The sequence below is a fragment of the Nonomuraea sp. NPDC049129 genome (genome assembly GCF_040648495.1).
Taxonomy (GTDB): domain Bacteria; phylum Actinomycetota; class Actinomycetes; order Streptosporangiales; family Streptosporangiaceae; genus Nonomuraea.
The window spans coordinates 374929-395441 of the sequence record NZ_JBEZDU010000008.1 but is presented as its reverse complement, the minus strand read 5'-3'; the positions used below and the strand labels follow the sequence as shown (position 1 = coordinate 395441).

Genomic DNA, 20513 nt, shown 5'->3' with positions numbered 1-20513 from the left:
CGGCTAGTCTCCTGCGAGGTCGAGGGTCAGTTTGCGGGTGTGGAAGGCTTCGGCGTACCTGTCGCCGCACTCGATCCCGCGGATGCGGGCGAGCCCGAGGAAGGCCTCGTCGTCGAACCAGGTACGCCGGAGCTGCGAGGGGTAGTGCCGCCGCAGCAGGGCGACCTTCTCCGCCGCCACCTCCGGCCGCAGCGGCTGGTAGGCGGTGGGGCGGCCGAGGTCGCCGTCCCACTTGACGATCTCGTAGCCGAGCGTCAGGTGGTCGCGGAAGGCCGTGGGCACGAGCTCGGCCAGGCCCCGGTGGTCCTGGTGGGCGTCTCCCGGATGCGGGCCGAGGATCAGGTCGGGATCGGTCCTGGCCCGCAGCAGCTCCAGCGCCTCCTTGGCCTGCTCCCAGTGCGCGGGCAGCCGGCCGTCGGGCAGCTTGAGCACGGTCAGCCGCAGGTCGGCCCCGGGACAGAAGGCGGTGAGCGCCGCGTGCTCCTCGTCCTCTCGCTCGGTGCCGCCGCCGGACAGGACCAGCGCGTCGACCTGGAGCCCGGGCCGGCCCGCGCAGAGGGTGAGCAGCGTGCCGCCCGCCCCGATCGCGATGTCGTCGCAGTGCGCGCCCAGCGCGACGATACGGCCCAACCGGGCGGCCGTCAGCCGGATCATGCCTCCCACAGCGCCCAGGGCCTGTCGCCGCGCGAGTACGCCTCGTCCAGCTCGATCCGCTGGTTGACGGTGTCGGTCGGCCGCCAGTAGCCGCGGTGCCGGTAGGTCATGAGCCGGCCGCGCTTGGTCAGCTCCACACAGCCATCCCCCACCAGATCCCCATTTTCCGGAATGTGATCGAAAATTTCCTGACGGAGCACGAAATATCCGCCGTTGACCCAGATCGGCATCTGGGTGACCGGCGCGATGTCCCTCGCCAGCCCGTCGTCGTCGATGTCGATGCAGTGGAAGGTGCCGGGCGGCGGCACGACCATCATGGATGCCCCCACGTCGGCGGCCGTGAAGCGGTCGACGATCTCCGGCAGCGGCGCGTCGGTGAGCACGTCGGCGTAGTTGGCCAGGAACACCTCCTCGCCGTCCAGATGGTCGCGGACCCGGCGCAACCGCTCGCCGATCGGCGACTGGACGCCGGTCTGCACGAAGGAGATCGACCAGTCCGAGATGTCCTGCGACAGCAGCTCCACCTCGCCGCCGCGCAGCCGGAAGTCGTTGGAGGCGGTCTCCTTGTAGTCCAGGAAGAACTCCGTGATGTGCTGGGCACCATAACCGAGGCAGAGGATGAACTCGGTGTGCCCGAAGTGGGCGTAGTAGCGCATCACATGCCAGATCAGCGGCCGAGGACCGACGAGCTGCATGGGCTTGGGTACCTCGCCCGGCGCTCCGGTGCGCATCCGCGTGCCGTACCCACCGCAGAAGAGCACGACCTTCATGGCAGGATCTCCAGACTCGGGATGGGAAAGACCAGCCGACCGCCCCACTCGCGGACATAGGAGAGCTGTTCGGTGAGTTCGGCTCGCAGGTTCCACGGGAGCACCAGGACGTAGTCCGGCCGGTCCTCGGCCAGGCGCTCGGGCGGCAGGATGGGGATCCGGGTGCCCGGCGTGAACCTGCCGTGCTTGTACGGATTGCGGTCCACCGTGTACGCCAGCAGGTCCTCGCGTATCCCACAGTGGTTGAGCAGCGTGTTGCCCTTCCCCGGAGCGCCGTAGCCGGCCACGGTCTTGCCCGCCTCGGCCGCGTCGATGAGGAAGCGGAGCAAGTCGCGGCGGACCTTGGCCACCCGGGCGGCGAACTCCGCGTACCCGGCCAGCTCGTCGAGCCCGGCCCCCTTCTCCCTGGCCAGCACGTCGGCCACCCGCTCGGTGGGCTCGCCGCCCGCCTCCTCGGGCCGGGCCCAGAGCCGGATCGAGCCGCCGTGCGTCGGCAGCAGCTCCACGTCGACCAGGGCCAGGCCGCCGGTGGCCAGGGCCCGCCGAGCGGAGGCGACCGTGTAGTACTGGAAGTGCTCGTGGTAGATCGTGTCGTACTGGTTCAGCTCCACGAGCGTGAGCAGGTGCTGCACCTCGATGGAGACCCACCCGTCGTCGGCGACGAGCGCGCGCAGCCCTCGGGTGAAGCCGACGACGTCGGGGATGTGCGCGTACACGTTGTTGGCCACGACCAGATCGGCCGGCCCGTGCTCGGCGCGGACCGCCGCCCCGGTCTCCGGGTCCAGGAAGGCCGTAAGCGTGGCGATGCCCTTGTCCCTGGCCGCCTGGCCCACGTTGGCCGAGGGCTCGATGCCCAGGCAGCGCACCCCTCTTTCCGCCACGTGCTGTAGCAGGTAGCCGTCGTTGCTGGCCACCTCGACCACGAAGCCCGGCGCGAACCGGTCCACGGCCGCCGCCACGAACTCCCGGGCGTGCTCCACCCAGGAGGTGGAGAAGGAGGAGAAGTACGCGTACTCCGTGAAGGTCTCCTCCGGCTGGATCAGCGGCGGTATCTGGGCGAGCCAGCAGCTCGTGCAGACCCGCAGGTGCAGGGGGTAGGTGAGTTCGGGCTCGTCGAGCCGCTCCCTGGTGAGGAACAGCTCGCAGGGCGGCGTGGCACCGAGGTCGACCACGCTCGCCAGTTCGCCCGAGCCGCAGAGCCGGCAGACGGTCACCGGCCTCGGCCTCTTCCGCGCTGTAACCAACGAGCCATGGTCCCCTCCCGATGTGTGAAATTCAGTACGAACTACCGTTGGCTCGCTCCACGTGAGCCACGGCCTCCTTCTCGTACTCCGCCGACAGCTCCTCCGGGATGCGTGCCAGGTCCCCGGCGCGCATGAAGTCGCGCAGAGTGGTGCCCAGGCACGCCGCGTCCACGTTGGGCGCGCCCTTGCGTGATCTGACGTCGTCGATGTGGACGGTGCGGAAGTCGATGCTGAAGCGCGTCACGCCCGAGGTGTTGCGTACGGTCGAGTGCAGCTGGGCGCCCGAGAAGAGGAGCACCCCGCCCGGCTCCATGACGAACCTGAGCTCGCCGGACAGATCGAGGTCCTCTTCCGGCTTCGGCTGCTCGCGCGTGTCGCTGTAGATGTGCTGGGCGGCCGACGGGCGCTCCGTCCTGACCCACGAGGCGTAGTCGTAGCGGCCGCTGCCGTTGCGCACGGCCTGGGTGAAGTACTCCGGGTGCAGGGCGAAGACGTTCTCCGGCACCACGTCGTAGACGGGGATCCACCAGTTCACCTGGTTGAACGGCGCCGAGTACCAGCAGTCGCGGTGGGCGTGGTAGGCGTAGGAGATGCCCGAGTCGAGGTAGCCGTCGGAGGTCGAGGTCCGTAACCGCGGCACGTCGAAGTAGGTCTCGTCCGGCGCGAATCCCAGCTCGTCCAGCAGGACGGCGATGAGCTCCTTGCACCTCGGATGATGGATGAAGCGCGGCTTGACGTCGGCCAGCAGCGCGGCGAACCGCTCGACCGGCATGCTGTGCTGGGCGGTCGTGGGATCGGCGCCGCCGAAGGTCTCGGCGACCAGTTCGCGGGCGAAGGACACGAGCTCGCGGGACGCGGGCGAGGCCGTGTAGACGAAGACGTCGCCCTGGAAGATCCTCTCGCGTCGCGCCTCGTCGTTCATCGTGCTGCCGGTGAATACCGTGGTCATCTGGGCTTGCCCCTTACACGTGCATGGTGCGAGTCGAACCGATCTCCCCTCGTAGGTCTTGCGAGGCCGTGCGTGGGGCGGGATGGGTTGCAGGCTCCCGGAAACGTACTGATGGGGACGGTGATCCTGACCCCGCTCGGGATCACCTGCCTCAATCAACTGGCATTTCGCGACTGCCATATCCCGCGTTACACGCTCTGGTGGGAACGTTCCTGCTATGTCAGGATCCGGCTCATGGATCCCCTCGGTTTCGACGGCGCCTGGTTGTTCAGCCCGCGTATCCACAAGGACGGTCGCGGGCAGTTCCTGGAGTGGTTCAGGAGCGACGAGCTCGACCGCCCGCTGGACCTCGCCCAGGCCAACTGCTCGGTCTCGGCCAGGGGCGTGCTGCGCGGCCTCCACTACGCGGACGTGCCGCCCGGTCAGGCCAAGTACGTCACCTGTGTCTCCGGCAGCGTCCTCGACGTCGCGGTGGACCTCAGAACCGGCTCGCCCACCTTCGGCCAGTGGGCGGCGGTGCAACTGGACGACGTCTCGCGGCAGGCGGTCTACGTGGCCGAAGGGCTCGGCCACGCGTTCTTCACGCTCAGCGAGTCGGCCACCGTGATCTACCTGTGCTCCACCTCGTACGCCCCGCGGCGCGAGCACGGCATCCACCCGCTGGACCCGGCCCTCGGCATCGTCTGGCCGGAGGGCATCGAGCCGATCCTCTCGGACAAGGACGCCGCGGCACCCACGCTGGCGGAAGCCACCGAACAAGGTCTACTCCCCTCCTACGCCGACTGCCTGGCCCACTACGCGAGCTCCCCAGGCGCTCAGCAGAGCCGGCCAGGCCGCGTGTAGGGCGATGGACCACTCCCGCATCGGCGGCAGCCCGGCGGCCTGCCAGTTCCCGTGCGCCAGCACGCTGTTGGCGGGGCGTGGGGCGGGCCGGCGCAGGGCCGTGCTCGGGATGGGCTCGACCCGGCCGGGATCGGCCCCGAGCAGGGAGAAGAGCTCTCTCGCGTAGTCATACCAGCTGGTCCGCCCGGCGCTCGTCCCGTGGTAGACGCCGGGCGGGGCGTCCGCCCGGCCGAGCTGGACGATCCGCTCGGCCAGGTCACCGGTCCAGGTGGGCTGGCCGAACTGGTCGTCGACCACGGAGACGGTCGTCCGGGAGGCTTCGAGGCCGACCATCGTGCGGGCGAAGCTGCGGCCGTGGGCGCCGTAGAGCCAGGCCGTACGCACCACGTGGTGACCGTGCTCCAGGGCGGCGAGCTCGCCCGCGAGCTTGGTCCTGCCGTAGGCGTTGATGGGCCCCGTCGGGGCGTTCTCCCGGTACGGCCCGACCCCGGCGCCGTCGAAGACGTAGTCGGTGGAGAGCTGGATCAGCCGGGCACCCAGGTCGGCGGCGACCCGGGCGAGGACGGACACGGCCGTCCCGTTGATCGCCAGGGCCTCCTCCTCGCGCGTCTCGGCGTCGTCGACGGCCGTCCACGCGGCACAGTTGACCACCACGTCGGGCCTGGCCGCGCGCAGCACCCAGGCGACGGCACCGGCGTCGCACAGGTCCAGCTCGGACCGGGTGAACGGGCGGACCCGCATGCCCGGCATGGTCCGCAACAGCTCCGTCAGGTCGGTGCCGAGCATGCCGCCCACACCCGTGATCACCCACCTCATGCGCGCCGCCTCAACACCAGGTCGGTGACCGTGGCGCGATGGTCGGTCCGCGGGAGGGCGAGCGTCTCGAACGAGCGCACGGCCACCCCCTCGGAGGCCAGCACGTGGTCGATGGCGACCTTGGGGACGAGGGCGGAGCGCCCGTAGTACGGCCAGGTCATGACAAGTCCCTTCCCGGTGACGGACGCGGCGTCCTGATAGCCGGTGGCGATCAGCTCCCTCAGCACCGCGTGGTCGAGCGTGGAGTTGAAGTCGCCGGCCAGGACGCGCGGCCGCTTGGCCACCGCAGGCGGCAGGACCCGGATGCTCTGCGCCCAGCACCCCGCCAGCCAGCCGCCGGCCGGCGCGCAGGCGTGCACGCCGACGACGTCCACCTCCGAACCGTCGGGCAGCGTCAGCAGGCCGCCGACGTGCTGCCACTGGCCCGCCGCGAAGCCGAGCCCCGGACGCAGCGGGAAGCGCGAGTAGACGGCCGTGCCCAGCTGTTCCAGGTGGTACGGCAGCAGAGCGCGCAGGCCGCCCCGGTCGAGTCGCGCAGCGAGGTCCGGCGTGAGCTCCTGGAGGGTGAGCACGTCGGGGCGGCTCCGCTCGACCGCGCCGATCAGGGCCTCGGCGGGCACCGAGCCCACGCGCAGGTTCGCGGTCATGACGCGCAGCGGCTGCCCCTCCGCCTCGGGCGCGCCCTTCGGCACCGCGCGCGGCAGCACCACCGAGGCCAGCAGCCCGCCCACCACCAGCGCGGCGTACGTGGCGGGCCGGTTGCGCAGCGCCAGAGCGAGCGCCAGCGGCACCAGCGAACCCGCGGCGGCGTAGGGGGTGAACGACACGAGCTGGGACCACCTGAGCTTGGGCTCCCAACCGGCCACGCGGAGCACCGCCCAGCCGGCGAACGGCGACAGCAGTGCCCAGAGCGCGGAGGTGAGCAAGGTGTTCTGCTTCAAGCTCTCCACCACGCCGCGTTGCTCGCGTACCAGCTGACGGTGTCCTTGAGCCCCTGCTCGAACGGGATCTCCGGCCGGTAGCCGAGCGCGCGCAGCTTGGTGTCGTCGAGCGAGTAGCGGCGGTCATGGCCCTTGCGGTCCTCGACGGGCTCGACCATGCTCCAGTCCCGGCCGCACGCCTCAAGGAGCCGCTCGGTCAGCTCCCTGTTGGTCAGCTCGGCGGTGCCCGCGATGTGGTAGACCTCGCCCGGCGCGCCCTTCTCGGCCACCAGGCGGATGCCCGCGCAGTGGTCGCCGACGTGGATCCAGTCGCGGACGTTCCCGCCGTCGCCGTAGAGCGGGACCCGCTCGCCGCGCAGCAGGTTCGTGACGAACAGCGGGATGACCTTCTCCGGGTACTGCCTCGGGCCGTAGTTGTTGCCGCACCGGGTGATCGACACGTCGAGGCCGTACGTGATCGCGTACGCGCGGGCGACCAGGTCGCCGCCCGCCTTCGACGCGGCGTACGGGGAGCGCGGCACGAGCGGCGCGGATTCGTCCCATGAGCCGTGGTCGATGGAGCCGTAGACCTCGTCGGTCGACACGTGCACCACCTTCGGCACCCCGGCCTCCAGGCACGCCTGCAAGAGCGTCTGGGTGCCGAGCACGTTGGTGCGCGTGAACTCGGCCGGGCCGTCGATCGACCGGTCGACGTGCGACTCGGCGGCGAAGTTGACCACCAGGTCGTGGCCAGGCACCACCTCGCCGAGCAGCTCGGCGTCGCAGATGTCACCGTGGACGAAGGTGTGCGGCCTCCCTTCGAGGTTGGCCCGGTTGCCGGCATAGGTGAGCTTGTCGAGCACGGTCACGTCCGCGTCGGCCAGCCCGTGGACGAAGTGCGAGCCGATGAAGCCGGCCCCACCCGTCACCAGAATCCTTGTCATGAACTGATCTGCACCTTGCTGTGATCGCCCAGCACGAGGCGGTGGGCTTTGGGGGTGTCCGGAGCGGGGGTCACCTCGACGTCGTGGCCGATGAGCGACGACTCGATCCGGCCGACACCCTGGATGGAGGCTCGGGGCAGCACGATCGAGTATTCGATCTCGCTGCGGCCGATCGCGCAGTCGGCGCCGATCGAGGTGAACGGGCCGACATAGCTGTCCTGTACCCGCGCGCCGGGGCCGATGATCACCGGGCCCACGACGCGCGAGCGTTCGACCACGGCGCCCGGCTCCACCACGACCCGCCCGATCAGCTCGCTGGCCTGGTCCACCAGGCCGCTCACCCGACGGTCGAGCGACTCCAGCACGAGCCTGTTCACCTCCAGCATGTCGGTGACGTTGCCGGTGTCCTTCCAGTAGCCGGAGATCACCGAGGACTCGACGCGCAGCCCCGCCTCGATCAGCCATTGGATCGCGTCGGTGATCTCCAGCTCGCCGCGCCCCGACGGCTTGAGCTCGGCCACGGCGGCGTGGATGGCCGGGCTGAAGAGATAGACGCCGACCAGCGCGAGATCGCTCTTGGGCCGGTCGGGCTTCTCCTCCAGGCCGACCACCCGGCCGGCGGCGTCGAGCTCGGCGACCCCGAACTGGCGCGGATCGCCGACCCTGGTGAGCATGATCTGGGCGGTGGGCCGCTCCCTGGCGAACCGGTCCACCAGGCCGTTGATGCCGCCCACGATGAAGTTGTCGCCCAGGTACATGACGAAGTCGTCGTCACCGAGGAAGTCGCGGGCGATCAGCACGCCGTGGGCCAGGCCCAGCGGCGCCTCCTGGCGCAGGTAGGTCACCTGCAGCCCGAACGCCGAGCCGTCGCCGACGGCCGCCTCGATCTCGGCCTGCGTGTCGCCCACGACCAGTCCGAGCTCCCTGATCCCCGCCTCGGCGATCGCCTCCAGGCCGTAGAACAGCACCGGCTTGTTGGCGACGGGCACGAGTTGCTTGGCCGAGGTGTGGGTGATGGGCCGTAGCCGTGTGCCCGACCCTCCGGCCAGCACGAGTGCTTTCACCGCTAATAAGCCCCTTCTCCACGGGTGACGACGGACCAGGTCTTCCAGAGGATCTGGAGGTCGAGGATGAGGGACCAGTTCTCTACGTACCTCAGGTCGAGGCGTACGGACTCTTCCCAGCTCAGGTTCGAGCGACCGCTGACCTGCCAGAGTCCCGTCATGCCCGGCTTGACGACCAGGCGGCGGCGGACGTCGCTGCCGTACTTGGCGACCTCCTCCGGGAGCGGCGGCCGGGGGCCGACGAGCGACATGTCGCCGCGCATGACATTGACCAGTTGGGGGAGCTCGTCCAGCGAGTATTTGCGGAGGAAAGCGCCTACCGGCGTGATCCTTGGATCGTTCCTAATTTTGAAGAGCACCCCGTCCAGTTCGTTGGCATCGAGGAGCGCGCCTCTGAGCTTCTCGGCGTCCTCCACCATGGTCCGAAATTTCAGGACACGGAACTCTTTGCCGCGTTTACCGACCCGGGTCTGGGTGAACAGCGCGGGGCCCGGACTGGTGAGGCGGATCAGCAGCACGATCGCCAGCAGCGGCACGGCCATGAGCAGCAACGCGGCTCCCGCTACGAGCCGGTCGAAGACGGTCTTGACGATCTGCCTGGCACCGTCGAACTCGGGATGCCCCACGTGCAGGAGCGGCATCCCCGCCACCGGCCTGATGCTGATCCGCGGGCCGGCGACCTCCATGAGCGCGGGCGCGACGAACAGGTCGGTGCGCGCGGTCTCCAGGCTCCACGCCAGCCGCCGCAGCGCCGACCCGTCGAACTCCGGGCAGGCCGTGACGGCGACCGCGTCGGCTCCCATCCGGTACACCACCTCGGCGACGTCACCGAACGAGCCCAGCACCGGGATGCCGTCGAGGTCGACGTCCATCCGGTCCGGCGGCAGGCAGGCGCCTATGACCCGCATGCCGTGGTACGGCTGACGGCGGAACTGCATGACCAGGTCGAGGATGGATTCGCGATGGCCGACGGCGATGACCTCGCGCATGTAGTCGCCGACCACTCTCCGGCTGTGCAGCCGTTTTCGCAGCTTGTAGCGGAAGTACAACGCGGACAGAAGCGCCAGCGGCAGCATCGCCATCACGAAGCTGCGCGCGACGACGGTCTGCGTGGCGTAGGCGCCGATCGCGACCGTGGCCATCAACCCGGCGCCACCGTTGAAGACGGCCCTGAACTCCTCAGTGCCCTCGCCGTGCGCGCGCTGCCGGTACGCGCCACCCATCGCCAACGCGAAGGGCCAGGCGATGACCAGGCTCACTCCTAGAACGAATTCGGCCAACGGAACGTACGCGCCGGACAAAAGGCGGATGCCCAGCACGCAAACGCACGCGACCAGCGCGCACGCCGTGTCGCCACCCCACAGAAGCCGTAAGTACGCACGCGTCCAGATACTTGACGCGTGACGTGGTACAGCCTTGAGGAGTACGACATCGGACTCCTCAGTCCCCACCCTCATAGCACCACCCTGAAAACTTTTGTGCACCGCAAGAACATGACGTTCCTTGAACCTCATGGGTTGACAAGTCCCCCATGCACAATCAAGGGCGGCGGCCCCCACTAAAGAGTAAAGATCCACTCCGACAAGCGATATACCGTTAAATGTCCACAACCGGACGGAACTCGGGGCGGGGAAGGGGTTGACGGAACGATCCAAAAGTGCTGATCGACATGTCGGCAAATGTGAGGTTTATGGCAACATTTCAGCAGGTTGCCGGAATATTACGCCGCTAGTCATATTCCAGATCCGGCAGTGCGGATGGCGGGTCGGGGCTCCGCCAGACGACCACGACTCCGTCATGTGCCGACTCGGCGGCGATGTGCAACCGGTCGAGGTCGAAGTCGGGCAGGTAGCGCAGACGCGCCAGAAACGTGGCGTCGGTGGCCGACCTGGGTACCACGCAGCCTTCGCCGTCGCGGTCGAGCAGGATATAGAGGACGTCCTCTCCTGACTCGGTCACCACACGGACCTCGACCACGTCCTCCCAGGCAAGGGCTTCGACGCTCCCGTCCGCATAGTGACGGGTCACGCCCTCTTCCGTGACGTACACGTAGGAGTCCGGCATCGGGTTGCCGTGCATGGCCGCGATTCTTGCGACTCCTGGGGTCCCGCCGCAAGGGTTCGCGATATTGGGTGCGGATCTCCATCGCGAGATCGGCGCGGCAGAGGGTCAGGAGGGGCTCGGGAGCGGTCTCGTTACGGGCGGTCGGTCTCGGCTCGGGGGGATGCGTCGCCGCCCCACGTGTGGCCGAGGTGGGCGGCCACCGCGGCCCGCGCCGCATCGGCCGGGCCGTCGGCGATGGCGTCAAGCAGCTCCCGATGCTCGTGTACGAGCACCTCCCTGTCCTCGTAGACCTCACGCAGCCGGACGAGGCCGAGCCGGGTCTCCGCGGCCAGCGCGCCGTAGAGCCGTTCGAGCCGCGGGCTGCCCACGGCCTCGATCAGCGCCTGGTGCAGCGCCATGTGCTCGGCCACCGACTCCGACCACGGGGCGTCGGCGGGCAGCGCGTCCATCCGGGCCAGCGCCGCCTCCGCCTCCGGCACCCGCCGCCCCGCCACCGCCGTGGCCATCAGACCCTCCAGCGGCCGGCGTACGTACATGAGATCGTCGAGGTCCGCGATCGTCACCTCGGGGACATAGGCGCTGCGATTACGCTCACGCCTGAGCAGCCCTTCGTGCACCAGCACAGCCAGGGCCTCCCGGACCGTGGGCCTGGCCACCCCGTAGGTGGCGGCGAGCTCCTGCTCGGGCAGCGCCGTACCCGGCCCGATCTCGCCGGAGAGCACCCTGCGGCGCAGCGCGTCGGCGAGCGCGCCGACCGCGGAGACGGGTCTGAGCGGCAACGTCACGGCTGCGACTCTAACGCCTCATCGGGACACACCGTTTCCCCCCGCGACCGCCCGCGCCTCCTCAGACGCCGACCTCTCCGCGAGCGGCCTTTCGGATGGCCGCTTTTCTGGTACGGCCACGACCACCAGACTGATCGCCAGCAGGACGAGACCGGCGATGGACACCGGGGTCAGTCGCTCACCGAGCACCACCAGCCCGAGCAGCGCGGCGACCGCCGGCTCGGCCAGGGCGAGCGTGGCGGCCGTGGCCACGGGTGTGGTGCGCAGCCCTCGGCCGTACAGGAAGTAGGACAGAGCGGTGGCGCCGACGCCGAGGTACAGGGCGGCGAGCAGCCCGCGCGGCTCGGCCAACCACTCGGTACCCCGCCAGAGCAGGACCGGCACCATGATGGCGGCGGCGCCGCCGAACAGCACGCCCATGACCGCGTTCGACGAGGAGCCCGTGCTGATCGCCCGAGCGGCGGTGACGGCGTAGAACGCGTACAGCAGCCCGCCGAGCAGCGCGAACAGCACCCCGGACACCATCTGCCCACCCGCCTGCGCACCACCACCCACGATCAGGGCGGCGCACCCGCAGACCGCGGCGGCGGTGGCCATGGCCCACCGCCGGCTCGGCCGCTCACCGTGCAGCAACCAGGAGAGCACCCCGGTGAAGACGGGCCCGCTGCCGATCGCGACGACTGTGCCGATGGCCACGCCGGTGCGGGCGACCGCGGCGAAGAAGCACAACTGGTACATGGCGACGGCAACGGCGGCGGCCGGCAACGCGGGAGTCACCGGAAACCTGAGGGCCAGAGGCAGCCTGGGGGTGACCAACGGGCCCCGCCCAACTCCCGATCCGGCTCCCGATCCGGCTCCCGATCCGGCGAAGAGGCCGACCAGGGCGAGCGCTGTGCCGCCGATGACCAGCCGGGCGGCGGCCAGGGCGATCGAGTCGGCCGAGACGAGCAGCCCCGCCGTACCGGCCGTCCCCCAGAGCACGGAGGCACCGATGACGGCGAAAGGTCCGTTCTTCATGCCTACCATTGTCAGACAGTTAGACAATATTGTCCAACTGCTGGTCGATGAGCTGCCCGGCCGGGGCGGCCAGCTCGCCCGCATAGTCGTCGAGTACGGCGAGCCCGTCGTGGATGCTGGACATGGTCTTGCGCGGCAGCCCCAGCAGTACGTCACCCTCGACGGAGATCACCCCGTCGACGTGGAACTCGCCGTTGGCGGCGGAGATGGAGACGGCGAAGCTGAGCTCACGGCCGTCGGGGAGGGTGAACGCGGTCCCGGTACGTACGCCGGCGGGCGGAAAGAAATAGGAGAAGGGCTGGCTCCGGACGAACGGGTGCTGTAAATCGGCGAGAATCTCCGCCGCCCGGCTCAGTGCCGCCAGCAGGCCGGCCGCGGCCGAGCTCTCGCTGTCCACCCCCCGAGCCTAGATCAGCTCGCCCACCCATGACCAGGCGCGAGCTGTTCGGCACTCTCCGTCCCACATACCCAGCCGTCCGCAATGGGTGATGGCAGACAGTCAGTTGGCAGGTCAGTCCCGCAACAGGTCAGCGACCGTGCCGCATCGGTGTTGGCGGCAGGTCAGTCGGTGGCGAGGCGGGCGTGGCGTTCGACGTCGTAGCGGCGGCCGTCATAGCGGAGCTTCTGGCGTTCGATGCCCTCCGGACGGAAGCCCGCCTTGGTGGCCACGCGGCATGAGGCCGGGTTGTTGATGCGGTGGCCCAGCTCCAGCCGGTAGAGGCCGCGCTCGCGGAAGGCCCAGCGGGTCAGCTCGACCACAGCCGCCGCCGCGACACCACGACCCCTGGCCTCGGGCACTGTCCAGTAGGAGACCCAGCCGTTGTCGTGGCCGTCGATGCCCGTCACCGCGACGTTGCCCACGACCTGGCCGGAGAGCGTGACGGCGAACGCGTGGCCCGCACCGGGCCAGGACGCGATCCAGCCCACCGCGTCCTGGAGTGAGACGATCGGCCACGACGCCTGACCGGCCATGTCCGGCGCCTGGAACGCGCGCAGCACGATAGGAGCGTCGTCCGCGCACCACTCGCGCAGCTCGATGTCCATATCTGTCACGGTGCCTGATCCTAACCGCGACTTCCAACTGTTTTACGCCCTATTGCCCGATTTTATGAGCAGCCTCGAAGGGGGCGACCAGTTCCTTGGGTGCCGTCAAGCACCATGCCTCGGCGACCAGCTCGAACAGCTCGTCAGCGTCGATCCGCTTCAGGTGCACCACCACCCACCCGAACCGGCCGGCGGTGAACTGGATCTCGAACACATCGGGCCGTTCGGCGACGAGCGCCATCTGCTCCTCGATCGTCGCCTTGAGCCCAACGGTCTCGGTCTCTTCCCACAGATAACCGAAGCCCTTGTCACGCACCTTGAGGCTGACCCAGGTGCCACCGTGATCGCCCAAGCGCGCCTCGGGCAACCGGTCCAGCAGCTTGAGGAACTCGTCGACGCTCACACCCATGCCGTCTTGTGTAGCAAATCGCGCCGACAGTTTGCGCCCGGTCCCGTCCTAGCCTCAGTTGTAGTAGCGGGCTTCGATCACGTTCCCGTCGAGGTCGGAGAAGTAGATCACGCCCGGCGCGATGCCCCTGGCGCCGAACGAGTTGGAGCCGGTGCCGGTGACCTCCACGCCGTTGCGGGTCAGCCTGGCTTCGAGCGCGTCGAAGTCGTCCCGGCCGAGCGCCAGGCAGAAGTGGTTGATGGGATGACCGGCGCTGCCGCTGACGCCGGTGCCCTCGTCGACGCGGTTCGCCGCGTTCTGGGGCATCAGGTCGATGATCGTGTCACCGGAGACCCGTACGCTGGGGAACGGCGCCTTGCCGTCCCTGAACTCCTCAGCACGTACCCCCGGCAGGCCGATGACCTGCTCGTAGAAGTCGAGCGCGCGAAGCTGGTCCGAGACCCAGCAGACGAGATGGTCCAGACGCACGTCCATACAGACCTCCGGTGTGGGGGATGTTAACCCCGTCCAATATGAGTTGCCCGCTATATCGCTGTCCACTTGTCGGTTTGTGAGAGAGCCGTTCGTCGGTGGGGTGAAAACGACGAGCAGAAGGAGTCATCTGGTGAAATATCTGCTGCTGATCTGCGCGGATCCGTCCATCGAGGTGAGCGCGGACGAGGGCGGGGCCGAAGAGTGGGTCGAGGAGATGGACCGGCGCCGGATCCGGCTGGAAGGACACGCGCTGCGGCCCGCTTCGGAAGGGCGGTCCGTACGCGTGCGCGATGGGCGCGTACTCGTCGGCGACGGGCCGTTCGTGGAGACGAAGGAGCAGGTCGGCGGCTTCGACATCCTCGAGTGCGCGAGCCTGGAGGAGGCGGTGGAAGTGGCGGCCAAGCATCCGGCGGCCAGGTTCGGGACCGTGGAAGTGCGGGCGTTCCAGGCCGATTACGCCGTGACGGGAGCCACCACGGAGGTCGTGGTCCGGGTCGACAACTCGCCCGAGGAGGTGTGGGAGCTGATCACGGACGTCTCGCGCATCGGCGAGTGGAGCCCGGAATGCACGGGCGCGACCTGGCTCGACGATGGGGACGGCCCCGCGGTCGGCAGGAGGTTCGAGGGGCGTAACCGGTTCCCCAACGGCCAGACGGGGGTCGTGACGTGCGAGGTCACGGAGGTGGAGCCGGTCAGGCGGTTCGCCTGGGCGGTGCTCGACGGCCAGCGGTGGCGGGCCTCGTTGTGGAGCTACGACCTGACCCCCGACTCCGGACAAACCATCATCAAGCACACGTTCGTCCACGCGTACGGGAACAGTGGGCTGCGTCAGGCCGTACTCAACAATCCGGGGGACGCGAGCGCCATCATCGAGGGGCGGCTGGCCCAGCTGCGGACGCACATGGCCGAGACCATCAGTGCGATGACCAAGACAGAAGCTGATTAACCGTCCAGAAACCCTTCAGTCTGTCCCTATACGCTCGACGGCATGGGACGACCGCCTCGCCATGACGTTGACCGATTGCTCGACGCGGCCGCCGAACTGGTGGCCGCGAGCGGCCCGAGCACCGTGACCGTGGCGGCGGTCGCCCGTGCCGCCCGCGCGCCGAGCGGCTCGATCTACCACCGCTTCCCCAGCCGCTCCTCCATGCTCGCCACCCTGTGGCTGCGCACGGTCGACCGCTTCCAGGACGGCTTCCTGTCCGCGCTCAACACCGAGCCCGCCGCGCGGGCCGCCCCCGCCGCCGCGCGCCACGTGGTCGCCTGGAGCCGGGCGCATCCGCACGAAGCTCACATCCTGCTGTACGGCCCGGCGGACTTCGACGAACCCAACTGGCCGTCGGAGGCCCGCGAACGCCTGGAACGCAGCGACCGCCGGGTCCGCAACGCCGTCCGCGCCCTGGCCGAACGGCTGGACAGGCGCGAGCCGCAGGAGGTCGAGCAGTTGTTCCTGGCCACGGTCGACCTGCCGTACGCCACGGTCCGCCGCCACCAGAGCTTGGGCCGCCCGATTCCCGCCTACGCGGAGGACCTCGTCACCAGCTGCGCCGCCACGCTTGTGGGGTAGCCGGGTCAGCCCTTGATCGCGGTGCCCTGGGCGGAGGTGAGGCGCCAGGAACCGTGGGAGTCGGTGGCGTACACGTGGGTGTAGCGGCTCCCGGCACTGAACGTGGCGCCTTCGGGGCTGGTGAAGTTCATGCCGGTACGTCCGACGACGATGCCCACCTCCCCATGGAAACGGACGATCGCCTCGCCGGGAAACGAGTCGATCCGCGGAAACCGGAGGGACCCGGACGCCACCAGGTCGAGGATGACCTGCTTGGTGGCGACCGCCCCATCTTCGACCCCCACCAGGAGGAAGTCGTCCGCCAGCAACTCCGTCAGCCGGTCGAGGTCGTTGGCCACCAAGGCGTCGAAGAAGCTCTGGTCGTACTCGAGAAGAGTGTCGCGGTCCGTGCTCATGCGAGGCGTCCGTTCGTCGGCGGTCGGGGATCGACGATAAACGTTGACGCTGGTGACAAGGTCAAATGATGGCGGCACGCCCGCGGGTCTGGCGTTACGCGGGTCCGGGAATACGGAGACTGCCATGGCTGACATCGATGCCGCGATGAAGGGTTGGCGATCATGTCCGCTGCGATTCGTTCCAGAAGTGCGCCCCGTCTGGTGATCGGGCTCGTGGCCGCCGCGCTGACGCTGACAACGGTCGGCGCGGGTACGACTGCGGCTCGCGATACGTCTGTCACCGTGACCGAGCGGGAGTTCTCTCTCACGCTCTCGACGACCGACTTCAAGGCAGGGGCCTACACCTTCACGATCCACAATGCGGGGACCGCTTCGCATGGCCTGTCGATCAAGGGGCCCGGGGTCGACTCGACCTCCAGCATCGTCCCAGCCGGAAAGACGACGAAGCTCTCCGTCACGCTGAAGAAGGGGACGTACGACCTGTGGTGCCCGGTGGACAATCACCGCGCGATGGGAATGATGACGAAGATCAGCGTGAAATAGCGAGCCCCTAGCGGCGGTAGCGCAGGCCGTCCATCAGCAGGTCGAGCAGGCGGCCCGTCCGGTCGCGCTGCTCGTGCTCGCCGACGACCAGCGCCACGCCGCCCAGGCTGGCGAGCACGTCGTCCGGCTCGACGTCCGAACGCACGGTCCCCGCGGCGGCCCCGGCGGCCAGCAGCGACCCGATCGCGCCGACCATCCGGTCACGGCTCTCCGAGAACGGGTTGCCGCCGGACGCGATGACCGCGCGCAGCGCGTCGGCCATGCCGCGCTTGGTCGTCATGTAGTCGACGAAGCGATCCATCCAGGCGCGGGTCGCCTGGTCGGGCGGCATCGTGCGCAGCAGGCTCGCCGCGGCCTCGCACAGCCTGGTGAGCTCGTTGCGGTACGCGGCCTCGACGAGCGCCTCGCGGGTGGGGAAATGCCGGTAAAGCGTACCGATGCCGACGCCCGCGTCCTTGGCGATCGCGTCGAGCGTCACCTCGGGGCCTTCATTCGAGAAGGCGCGTACGGCGGCGTCGAGCAGCCGATCGCGGTTGCGGCGCGCGTCGGCGCGCAGCGGTCGGGATCCGGCCTGCACGGTGACTCCTGTGGATTTTCGGGGGCGAGATTTGCCAAACGGAGGAGACTCCGAATACAGTCGGAGTTAATTGGAGGCTCCTCCGTTTCACATCTTACCGTTTGGGGCTCTCCTACCGCATCCCTGACAGGACTGGGAATCATGACTGCGAACACCCGCATCACCACCCCGTTCACCGCCCGATCCACCGCGGCCGAGGTGCTGGAAGGCGTCGATCTCAGCGGCCGGCGGGCCATCGTCACCGGCGGGGCGTCCGGCATCGGCGTCGAGACCGCCCGCGCGCTCGCCGCGGCGGGCGCGGAGGTGACCCTCGCCGTGCGTAACCTCGACGCGGGCGCCGCGACCGCCGCCGACATCACCGCGACCACCGGCAACAAGCAGATCTTCGTCGCCCCGCTGGACCTCGCCGACCGCGGCACGGTCACGTCGTTCGTGGCCGCCTGGGAAGGCCCGCTGCACATGCTGGTCAACAACGCCGGCGTGATGGCCTGCCCCGAGGCGCACACCCCGGACGGCTGGGAGCTCCAGTTCGCCACGAACCATCTCGGCCACTTCGCCCTGGCCACCGGCCTGCACGCCGCGCTCGCGGCGGCCGACGGCGCCCGGGTGGTCTCGGTCAGCTCCACCGCGCACCTGCGCTCCCCGGTCGTCTTCGAGGACATCAACTTCCGTGAGCGCGCCTATGAGCCGTGGTCGGCGTACGGGCAGTCCAAGACGGCGAACGTGCTGTTCGCGGTGGAGGCGGCACGGCGCTGGGCGGACGACGGGATCACCGTCAACGCGCTGATGCCGGGCGGCATCCGCACGAACCTCCAGCGGTACGTCTCCGACGAGGAGCTCGACCGGCTGCGCGCCGCCGCCGCTACCTCCGGCGCGGACGTCACGTGGAAGACGACGGAGCAGGGGGCGGCCACCTCGGTGCTCGCCGCCGCGTCGCCGCTGCTCGACGGCGTCACCGGCCGCTACTTCGAGGACTGCAACGAGGCGCTGCCGAACGACACGCACTCGGCCCGCCACGGAGTCGCCTCCTACGCCCTCGACCCGGCGGCCGCGGCGCGTCTGTGGGAGCTCTCCGTCAACGCCTGACCTGGATCCCCGCCTGCTAAAGTATCTACTGGATCGATCGATCCCCGGCGCCGGTGAGTCTCCCCGCGCACTTCACTCCCCCACTGTTCCTGGTAGTCCGGTGCAGAGTCCCTTTTATGGATACCAACGGATTTCCACGTCAATTCGCCCGTACCCAGCGGTTCTCGCTCGGGGTGCCCCGGGCCTTCACTCTGTCGCCCGATGGCCGTCGGGTCGTGTTCCTCCGGACTCGCGGGGGTGAGGATCGGGGCAGCTGTCTGTGGGTCGCCGACGAGATGGGTGAGCGGCTGGTCGTGGCGCCGGAGACGCTCGGCGCGGACGGGGCCGTTCCGGAGGCGGAGCGGATTCGGCGGGAACGGGCTCGGGAGCGGGCGACCGGGGTCGTCGCCTATGCGGCCGATGCCGCCGTACGTACCATCGCCTTCGCCGTTGACGGGCGGTTGTGGGCGGTGCACATCGACGGCGGCGAGGCGCGGCCCGTGCCCACCGCCGGGCCGGTGGTCGATCCCCGGCCCGACCCCACCGGGAGCCGGGTCGCCTACGTGACTGGTGGCGCGCTGCACGTCGTCGAACTGGCCGACGGGCGTGACCGGCGGCTGGCCGTACCCGAGCACCCGGAGGTGGTCTGGGGGCTGGCCGAGCATGTGGCGGCCGAATCAATGAACAGGACGCGCGGCTACTGGTGGTCGCCCGAAGGCACCCGGCTGCTGGCCGCCAGGGTCGACAACCGTCCCGTACAGCGATGGTGGATCGCCGATCCCGCCAACCCGTCCCGGCCGCCGCGCGAGATCGCCTACCCGGCGGCCGGTACGGCCAACGCCGAGGTCACGCTGCACGTGCTCGACCTCGACGGCGGCTCCGTGGAGGTGCGCTGGGACCGGGCCGCGTACGAGTACGTGGCCACCGCCGGCTGGGACGCGCACGGCCCGCTGATCGGCGTGCAGAGCCGGGACCAGCGCACGCTGCTGGTGCTGGCCGCCGATCCGGACACGGGCCGGACGAAGCCGCTCCACGAGCAGCGCGATGCCGCCTGGGTCCAGCTCATCGAGGGCACGCCCGCACGTACGGCGTCCGGTGCGCTGGTGCACACCGCTGACCTGGACGGGACCCGGCGGCTGCTCGTGGACGGGCGTCCGGTCACCCCTGAAGGGCTGCAGATCCGCTCGGTCGTGGACGTCTCCGGCGAATCTATGCTCTTCACCGCGAATGACGAACCCACCGAACAACACCTGTGGACGTATGACGCGGAGCGCGGTCCCGTACGGCTGAGCGACGGGCCAGGGCTGCACACCGGCCGGCGGGCGAGCGACGCGCCGGCCGGTGTGGAGACGGGCGGCGCGCTGGTGCTCGCTTCCCATACCGAGGCCGGTCACTCGTTCCGCGTGGTGCGTGACGGGCGGCCCGACGTGGAGATCGCCTCGCTCCAGGCCGAGCCGCTGATCGTCCCGCGTGTCACGTGGTTGCGGGCGGGCGAGCGGGAGATCCGTACCGCGTTGCTGCTGCCCTCCTGGCACCGGCCGGGCTCCGGTCCGCTGCCGGTGCTGATGGCGCCGTACGCGGGACCGGCGATGCAGTTGGTGACCCGGGCCCGGCACTGGTGGCTGGCCGAGTCGCAGTGGTTCGCCGAGCACGGGTTCGCGGTGGTGACGGCGGACGGCCGTGGCACTCCGGGACGCGGTCCCGCCTGGGACAAGACCGTCCATGGCGACACGCTCACCGCGCCGCTCGAAGACCAGGTCGTGGCGCTGCGGGCGGCCGCCGAGCACTGCCCCGACCTCGACCTGGGCCGGGTGGGCATCCGCGGCTGGAGCTACGGTGGCACGCTCGCGGCGGCGGCGGTGCTGCGCATGCCGGAGGTATTCCACGCCGCCGTCTCGGGGGCGGCGCCGAGCGACCAGCGGCTGTACGACACCCACTGGCGGGAGCGGTTCCTGGGCCACCCGGACAAGGAACCGGAGAACTACGAGCGCTCCTCGCCCATCGGCGACGCGGCCCGGCTGCGCCGCCCGTTGCTGCTGGTGCACGGCCTGGCGGACGACAACGTGGTGGCCGCGCACACCCTGCGGATGTCGGCGGCGCTGCTGGCGGCGGGCCGCCCGCACCAGGTGCTCCCGCTGTCGGGGGCCACGCACATGCCGACCGCCGAGGCGGCTGTGGAGGGGCTGCTGCGGCACCAGCTGGAGTTCCTGCGTACGGCGTTGAACGTCTCTTCCGCCTGACCGCACGACCTGCGGCCGGGTCCGAAGCCCGGCCGCGGGCCCGCCACCAGTGACGTGACAGCGGGACAACAGCGACCTACCAGCGGGCGGGGCCATCGTCGGAGGACGACTTCCTCCGAAAGGACAGCT

At 69.7% G+C, this 20513-nt stretch carries 24 protein-coding genes; 6 read left to right on the top strand and 18 right to left on the bottom strand.

Features of this window, described 5'->3' with window-relative positions:
- Window positions 1-3: 3 nt before the first annotated feature.
- From AB0B64_RS27480 to AB0B64_RS27465, 4 genes are all read right to left on the bottom strand, one after another.
- Window positions 4-654 (bottom strand): PIG-L deacetylase family protein, encoded by a 651-nt coding sequence (locus AB0B64_RS27480; protein WP_357954841.1) that lies wholly within the window; start codon window positions 652-654, stop codon window positions 4-6.
- Window positions 651-1424, bottom strand: a complete 774-nt coding sequence (locus AB0B64_RS27475; protein WP_357954839.1) for a sugar phosphate nucleotidyltransferase — start codon at window positions 1422-1424, stop codon at window positions 651-653. The genes AB0B64_RS27480 and AB0B64_RS27475 overlap by 4 nt, the downstream gene beginning before the upstream one ends.
- Window positions 1421-2638, bottom strand: coding sequence for a class I SAM-dependent methyltransferase (locus tag AB0B64_RS27470; RefSeq protein ID WP_358180567.1), 1218 nt, complete (start codon window positions 2636-2638; stop codon window positions 1421-1423). The genes AB0B64_RS27475 and AB0B64_RS27470 overlap by 4 nt, the downstream gene beginning before the upstream one ends.
- Window positions 2639-2699: 61 nt before the next feature.
- Complete coding sequence (locus AB0B64_RS27465) at window positions 2700-3617, bottom strand: hypothetical protein (RefSeq protein ID WP_357954835.1); 918 nt, start codon at window positions 3615-3617, stop codon at window positions 2700-2702.
- A 234-nt stretch (window positions 3618-3851) separates the two neighbouring features.
- Here AB0B64_RS27465 and rfbC point away from each other — a divergent pair, with 234 nt between their 5' ends.
- Window positions 3852-4460, top strand: coding sequence for a dTDP-4-dehydrorhamnose 3,5-epimerase (rfbC, locus tag AB0B64_RS27460; RefSeq protein ID WP_357954833.1), 609 nt, complete (start codon window positions 3852-3854; stop codon window positions 4458-4460).
- Here the strand turns inward: rfbC and rfbD are convergent.
- The 12 genes from rfbD to AB0B64_RS27400 form a co-directional block, all read right to left on the bottom strand.
- Complete coding sequence (gene rfbD, locus AB0B64_RS27455) at window positions 4380-5276, bottom strand: dTDP-4-dehydrorhamnose reductase (RefSeq protein ID WP_358180564.1); 897 nt, start codon at window positions 5274-5276, stop codon at window positions 4380-4382. The genes rfbC and rfbD overlap by 81 nt on opposite strands.
- The gene (locus AB0B64_RS27450) at window positions 5273-6217 is read right to left on the bottom strand and encodes an endonuclease/exonuclease/phosphatase family protein (protein ID WP_358180561.1); all 945 of its coding nucleotides are present in this window, start codon (window positions 6215-6217) and stop codon (window positions 5273-5275) included. Before AB0B64_RS27450 ends, rfbD begins: the two co-directional genes overlap by 4 nt.
- Window positions 6214-7140: a dTDP-glucose 4,6-dehydratase gene (rfbB, locus tag AB0B64_RS27445; protein WP_358180558.1), complete on the bottom strand. Its 927-nt coding sequence runs from the start codon at window positions 7138-7140 to the stop codon at window positions 6214-6216. The genes AB0B64_RS27450 and rfbB overlap by 4 nt, the downstream gene beginning before the upstream one ends.
- Window positions 7137-8204 (bottom strand): glucose-1-phosphate thymidylyltransferase, encoded by a 1068-nt coding sequence (locus AB0B64_RS27440; RefSeq protein ID WP_358180555.1) that lies wholly within the window; start codon window positions 8202-8204, stop codon window positions 7137-7139. The genes rfbB and AB0B64_RS27440 overlap by 4 nt, the downstream gene beginning before the upstream one ends.
- Before the next feature lie 2 nt (window positions 8205-8206).
- A complete protein-coding gene (locus AB0B64_RS27435) occupies window positions 8207-9661 on the bottom strand; it encodes a sugar transferase (protein WP_357954822.1) in 1455 nt (484 codons plus the stop codon).
- A gap of 271 nt (window positions 9662-9932) precedes the next feature.
- Window positions 9933-10283, bottom strand: a complete 351-nt coding sequence (locus AB0B64_RS27430) for a hypothetical protein (RefSeq protein ID WP_225298795.1) — start codon at window positions 10281-10283, stop codon at window positions 9933-9935.
- A 116-nt stretch (window positions 10284-10399) separates the two neighbouring features.
- Window positions 10400-11053 (bottom strand): GntR family transcriptional regulator, encoded by a 654-nt coding sequence (locus AB0B64_RS27425; RefSeq protein ID WP_358180552.1) that lies wholly within the window; start codon window positions 11051-11053, stop codon window positions 10400-10402.
- Window positions 11054-11071: 18 nt separating this feature from the next.
- Complete coding sequence (locus AB0B64_RS27420) at window positions 11072-12070, bottom strand: EamA family transporter (protein ID WP_358180550.1); 999 nt, start codon at window positions 12068-12070, stop codon at window positions 11072-11074.
- Between the two features lie 19 nt (window positions 12071-12089).
- Entirely contained in the window at window positions 12090-12467 is a 378-nt protein-coding gene (locus AB0B64_RS27415) for a hypothetical protein (RefSeq protein WP_358180547.1), read from the bottom strand.
- 164 nt (window positions 12468-12631) lie between these two features.
- Window positions 12632-13114 carry a GNAT family protein gene (locus AB0B64_RS27410; RefSeq protein ID WP_357955007.1) on the bottom strand — a complete coding sequence of 161 codons (483 nt, stop codon included), beginning with the start codon at window positions 13112-13114 and terminating at the stop codon, window positions 12632-12634.
- Window positions 13115-13163: 49 nt separating this feature from the next.
- Complete coding sequence (locus AB0B64_RS27405; protein WP_357954814.1) at window positions 13164-13523, bottom strand: MmcQ/YjbR family DNA-binding protein; 360 nt, start codon at window positions 13521-13523, stop codon at window positions 13164-13166.
- A gap of 54 nt (window positions 13524-13577) precedes the next feature.
- Window positions 13578-13997, bottom strand: a complete 420-nt coding sequence (locus AB0B64_RS27400; RefSeq protein ID WP_357954812.1) for a VOC family protein — start codon at window positions 13995-13997, stop codon at window positions 13578-13580.
- Window positions 13998-14127: 130 nt separating this feature from the next.
- Between AB0B64_RS27400 and AB0B64_RS27395 the strand changes: the two genes are divergently transcribed.
- Entirely contained in the window at window positions 14128-14943 is an 816-nt protein-coding gene (locus tag AB0B64_RS27395; RefSeq protein WP_358180544.1) for an SRPBCC family protein, read from the top strand.
- Window positions 14944-14985: 42 nt separating this feature from the next.
- A complete protein-coding gene (locus AB0B64_RS27390) occupies window positions 14986-15564 on the top strand; it encodes a TetR/AcrR family transcriptional regulator (protein WP_357954808.1) in 579 nt (192 codons plus the stop codon).
- A gap of 5 nt (window positions 15565-15569) precedes the next feature.
- On the opposite strand, the gene AB0B64_RS27385 is transcribed toward AB0B64_RS27390, so the two are convergent.
- Complete coding sequence (locus tag AB0B64_RS27385; protein WP_357954806.1) at window positions 15570-15959, bottom strand: nuclear transport factor 2 family protein; 390 nt, start codon at window positions 15957-15959, stop codon at window positions 15570-15572.
- Between the two features lie 162 nt (window positions 15960-16121).
- Here AB0B64_RS27385 and AB0B64_RS27380 point away from each other — a divergent pair, with 162 nt between their 5' ends.
- On the top strand, window positions 16122-16502 hold the full coding sequence (locus tag AB0B64_RS27380; protein ID WP_357955005.1) for a cupredoxin domain-containing protein: 381 nt from the start codon (window positions 16122-16124) through the stop codon (window positions 16500-16502).
- A gap of 7 nt (window positions 16503-16509) precedes the next feature.
- Here AB0B64_RS27380 and AB0B64_RS27375 read toward each other — a convergent pair whose 3' ends face one another.
- On the bottom strand, window positions 16510-17079 hold the full coding sequence (locus tag AB0B64_RS27375; protein WP_357954804.1) for a helix-turn-helix domain-containing protein: 570 nt from the start codon (window positions 17077-17079) through the stop codon (window positions 16510-16512).
- Window positions 17080-17220: 141 nt separating this feature from the next.
- Between AB0B64_RS27375 and AB0B64_RS27370 the strand changes: the two genes are divergently transcribed.
- On the top strand, window positions 17221-18165 hold the full coding sequence (locus AB0B64_RS27370) for an SDR family NAD(P)-dependent oxidoreductase (protein WP_357954802.1): 945 nt from the start codon (window positions 17221-17223) through the stop codon (window positions 18163-18165).
- A gap of 116 nt (window positions 18166-18281) precedes the next feature.
- Complete coding sequence (locus AB0B64_RS27365; protein ID WP_358180541.1) at window positions 18282-20384, top strand: prolyl oligopeptidase family serine peptidase; 2103 nt, start codon at window positions 18282-18284, stop codon at window positions 20382-20384.
- Window positions 20385-20513: the final 129 nt, after the last annotated feature.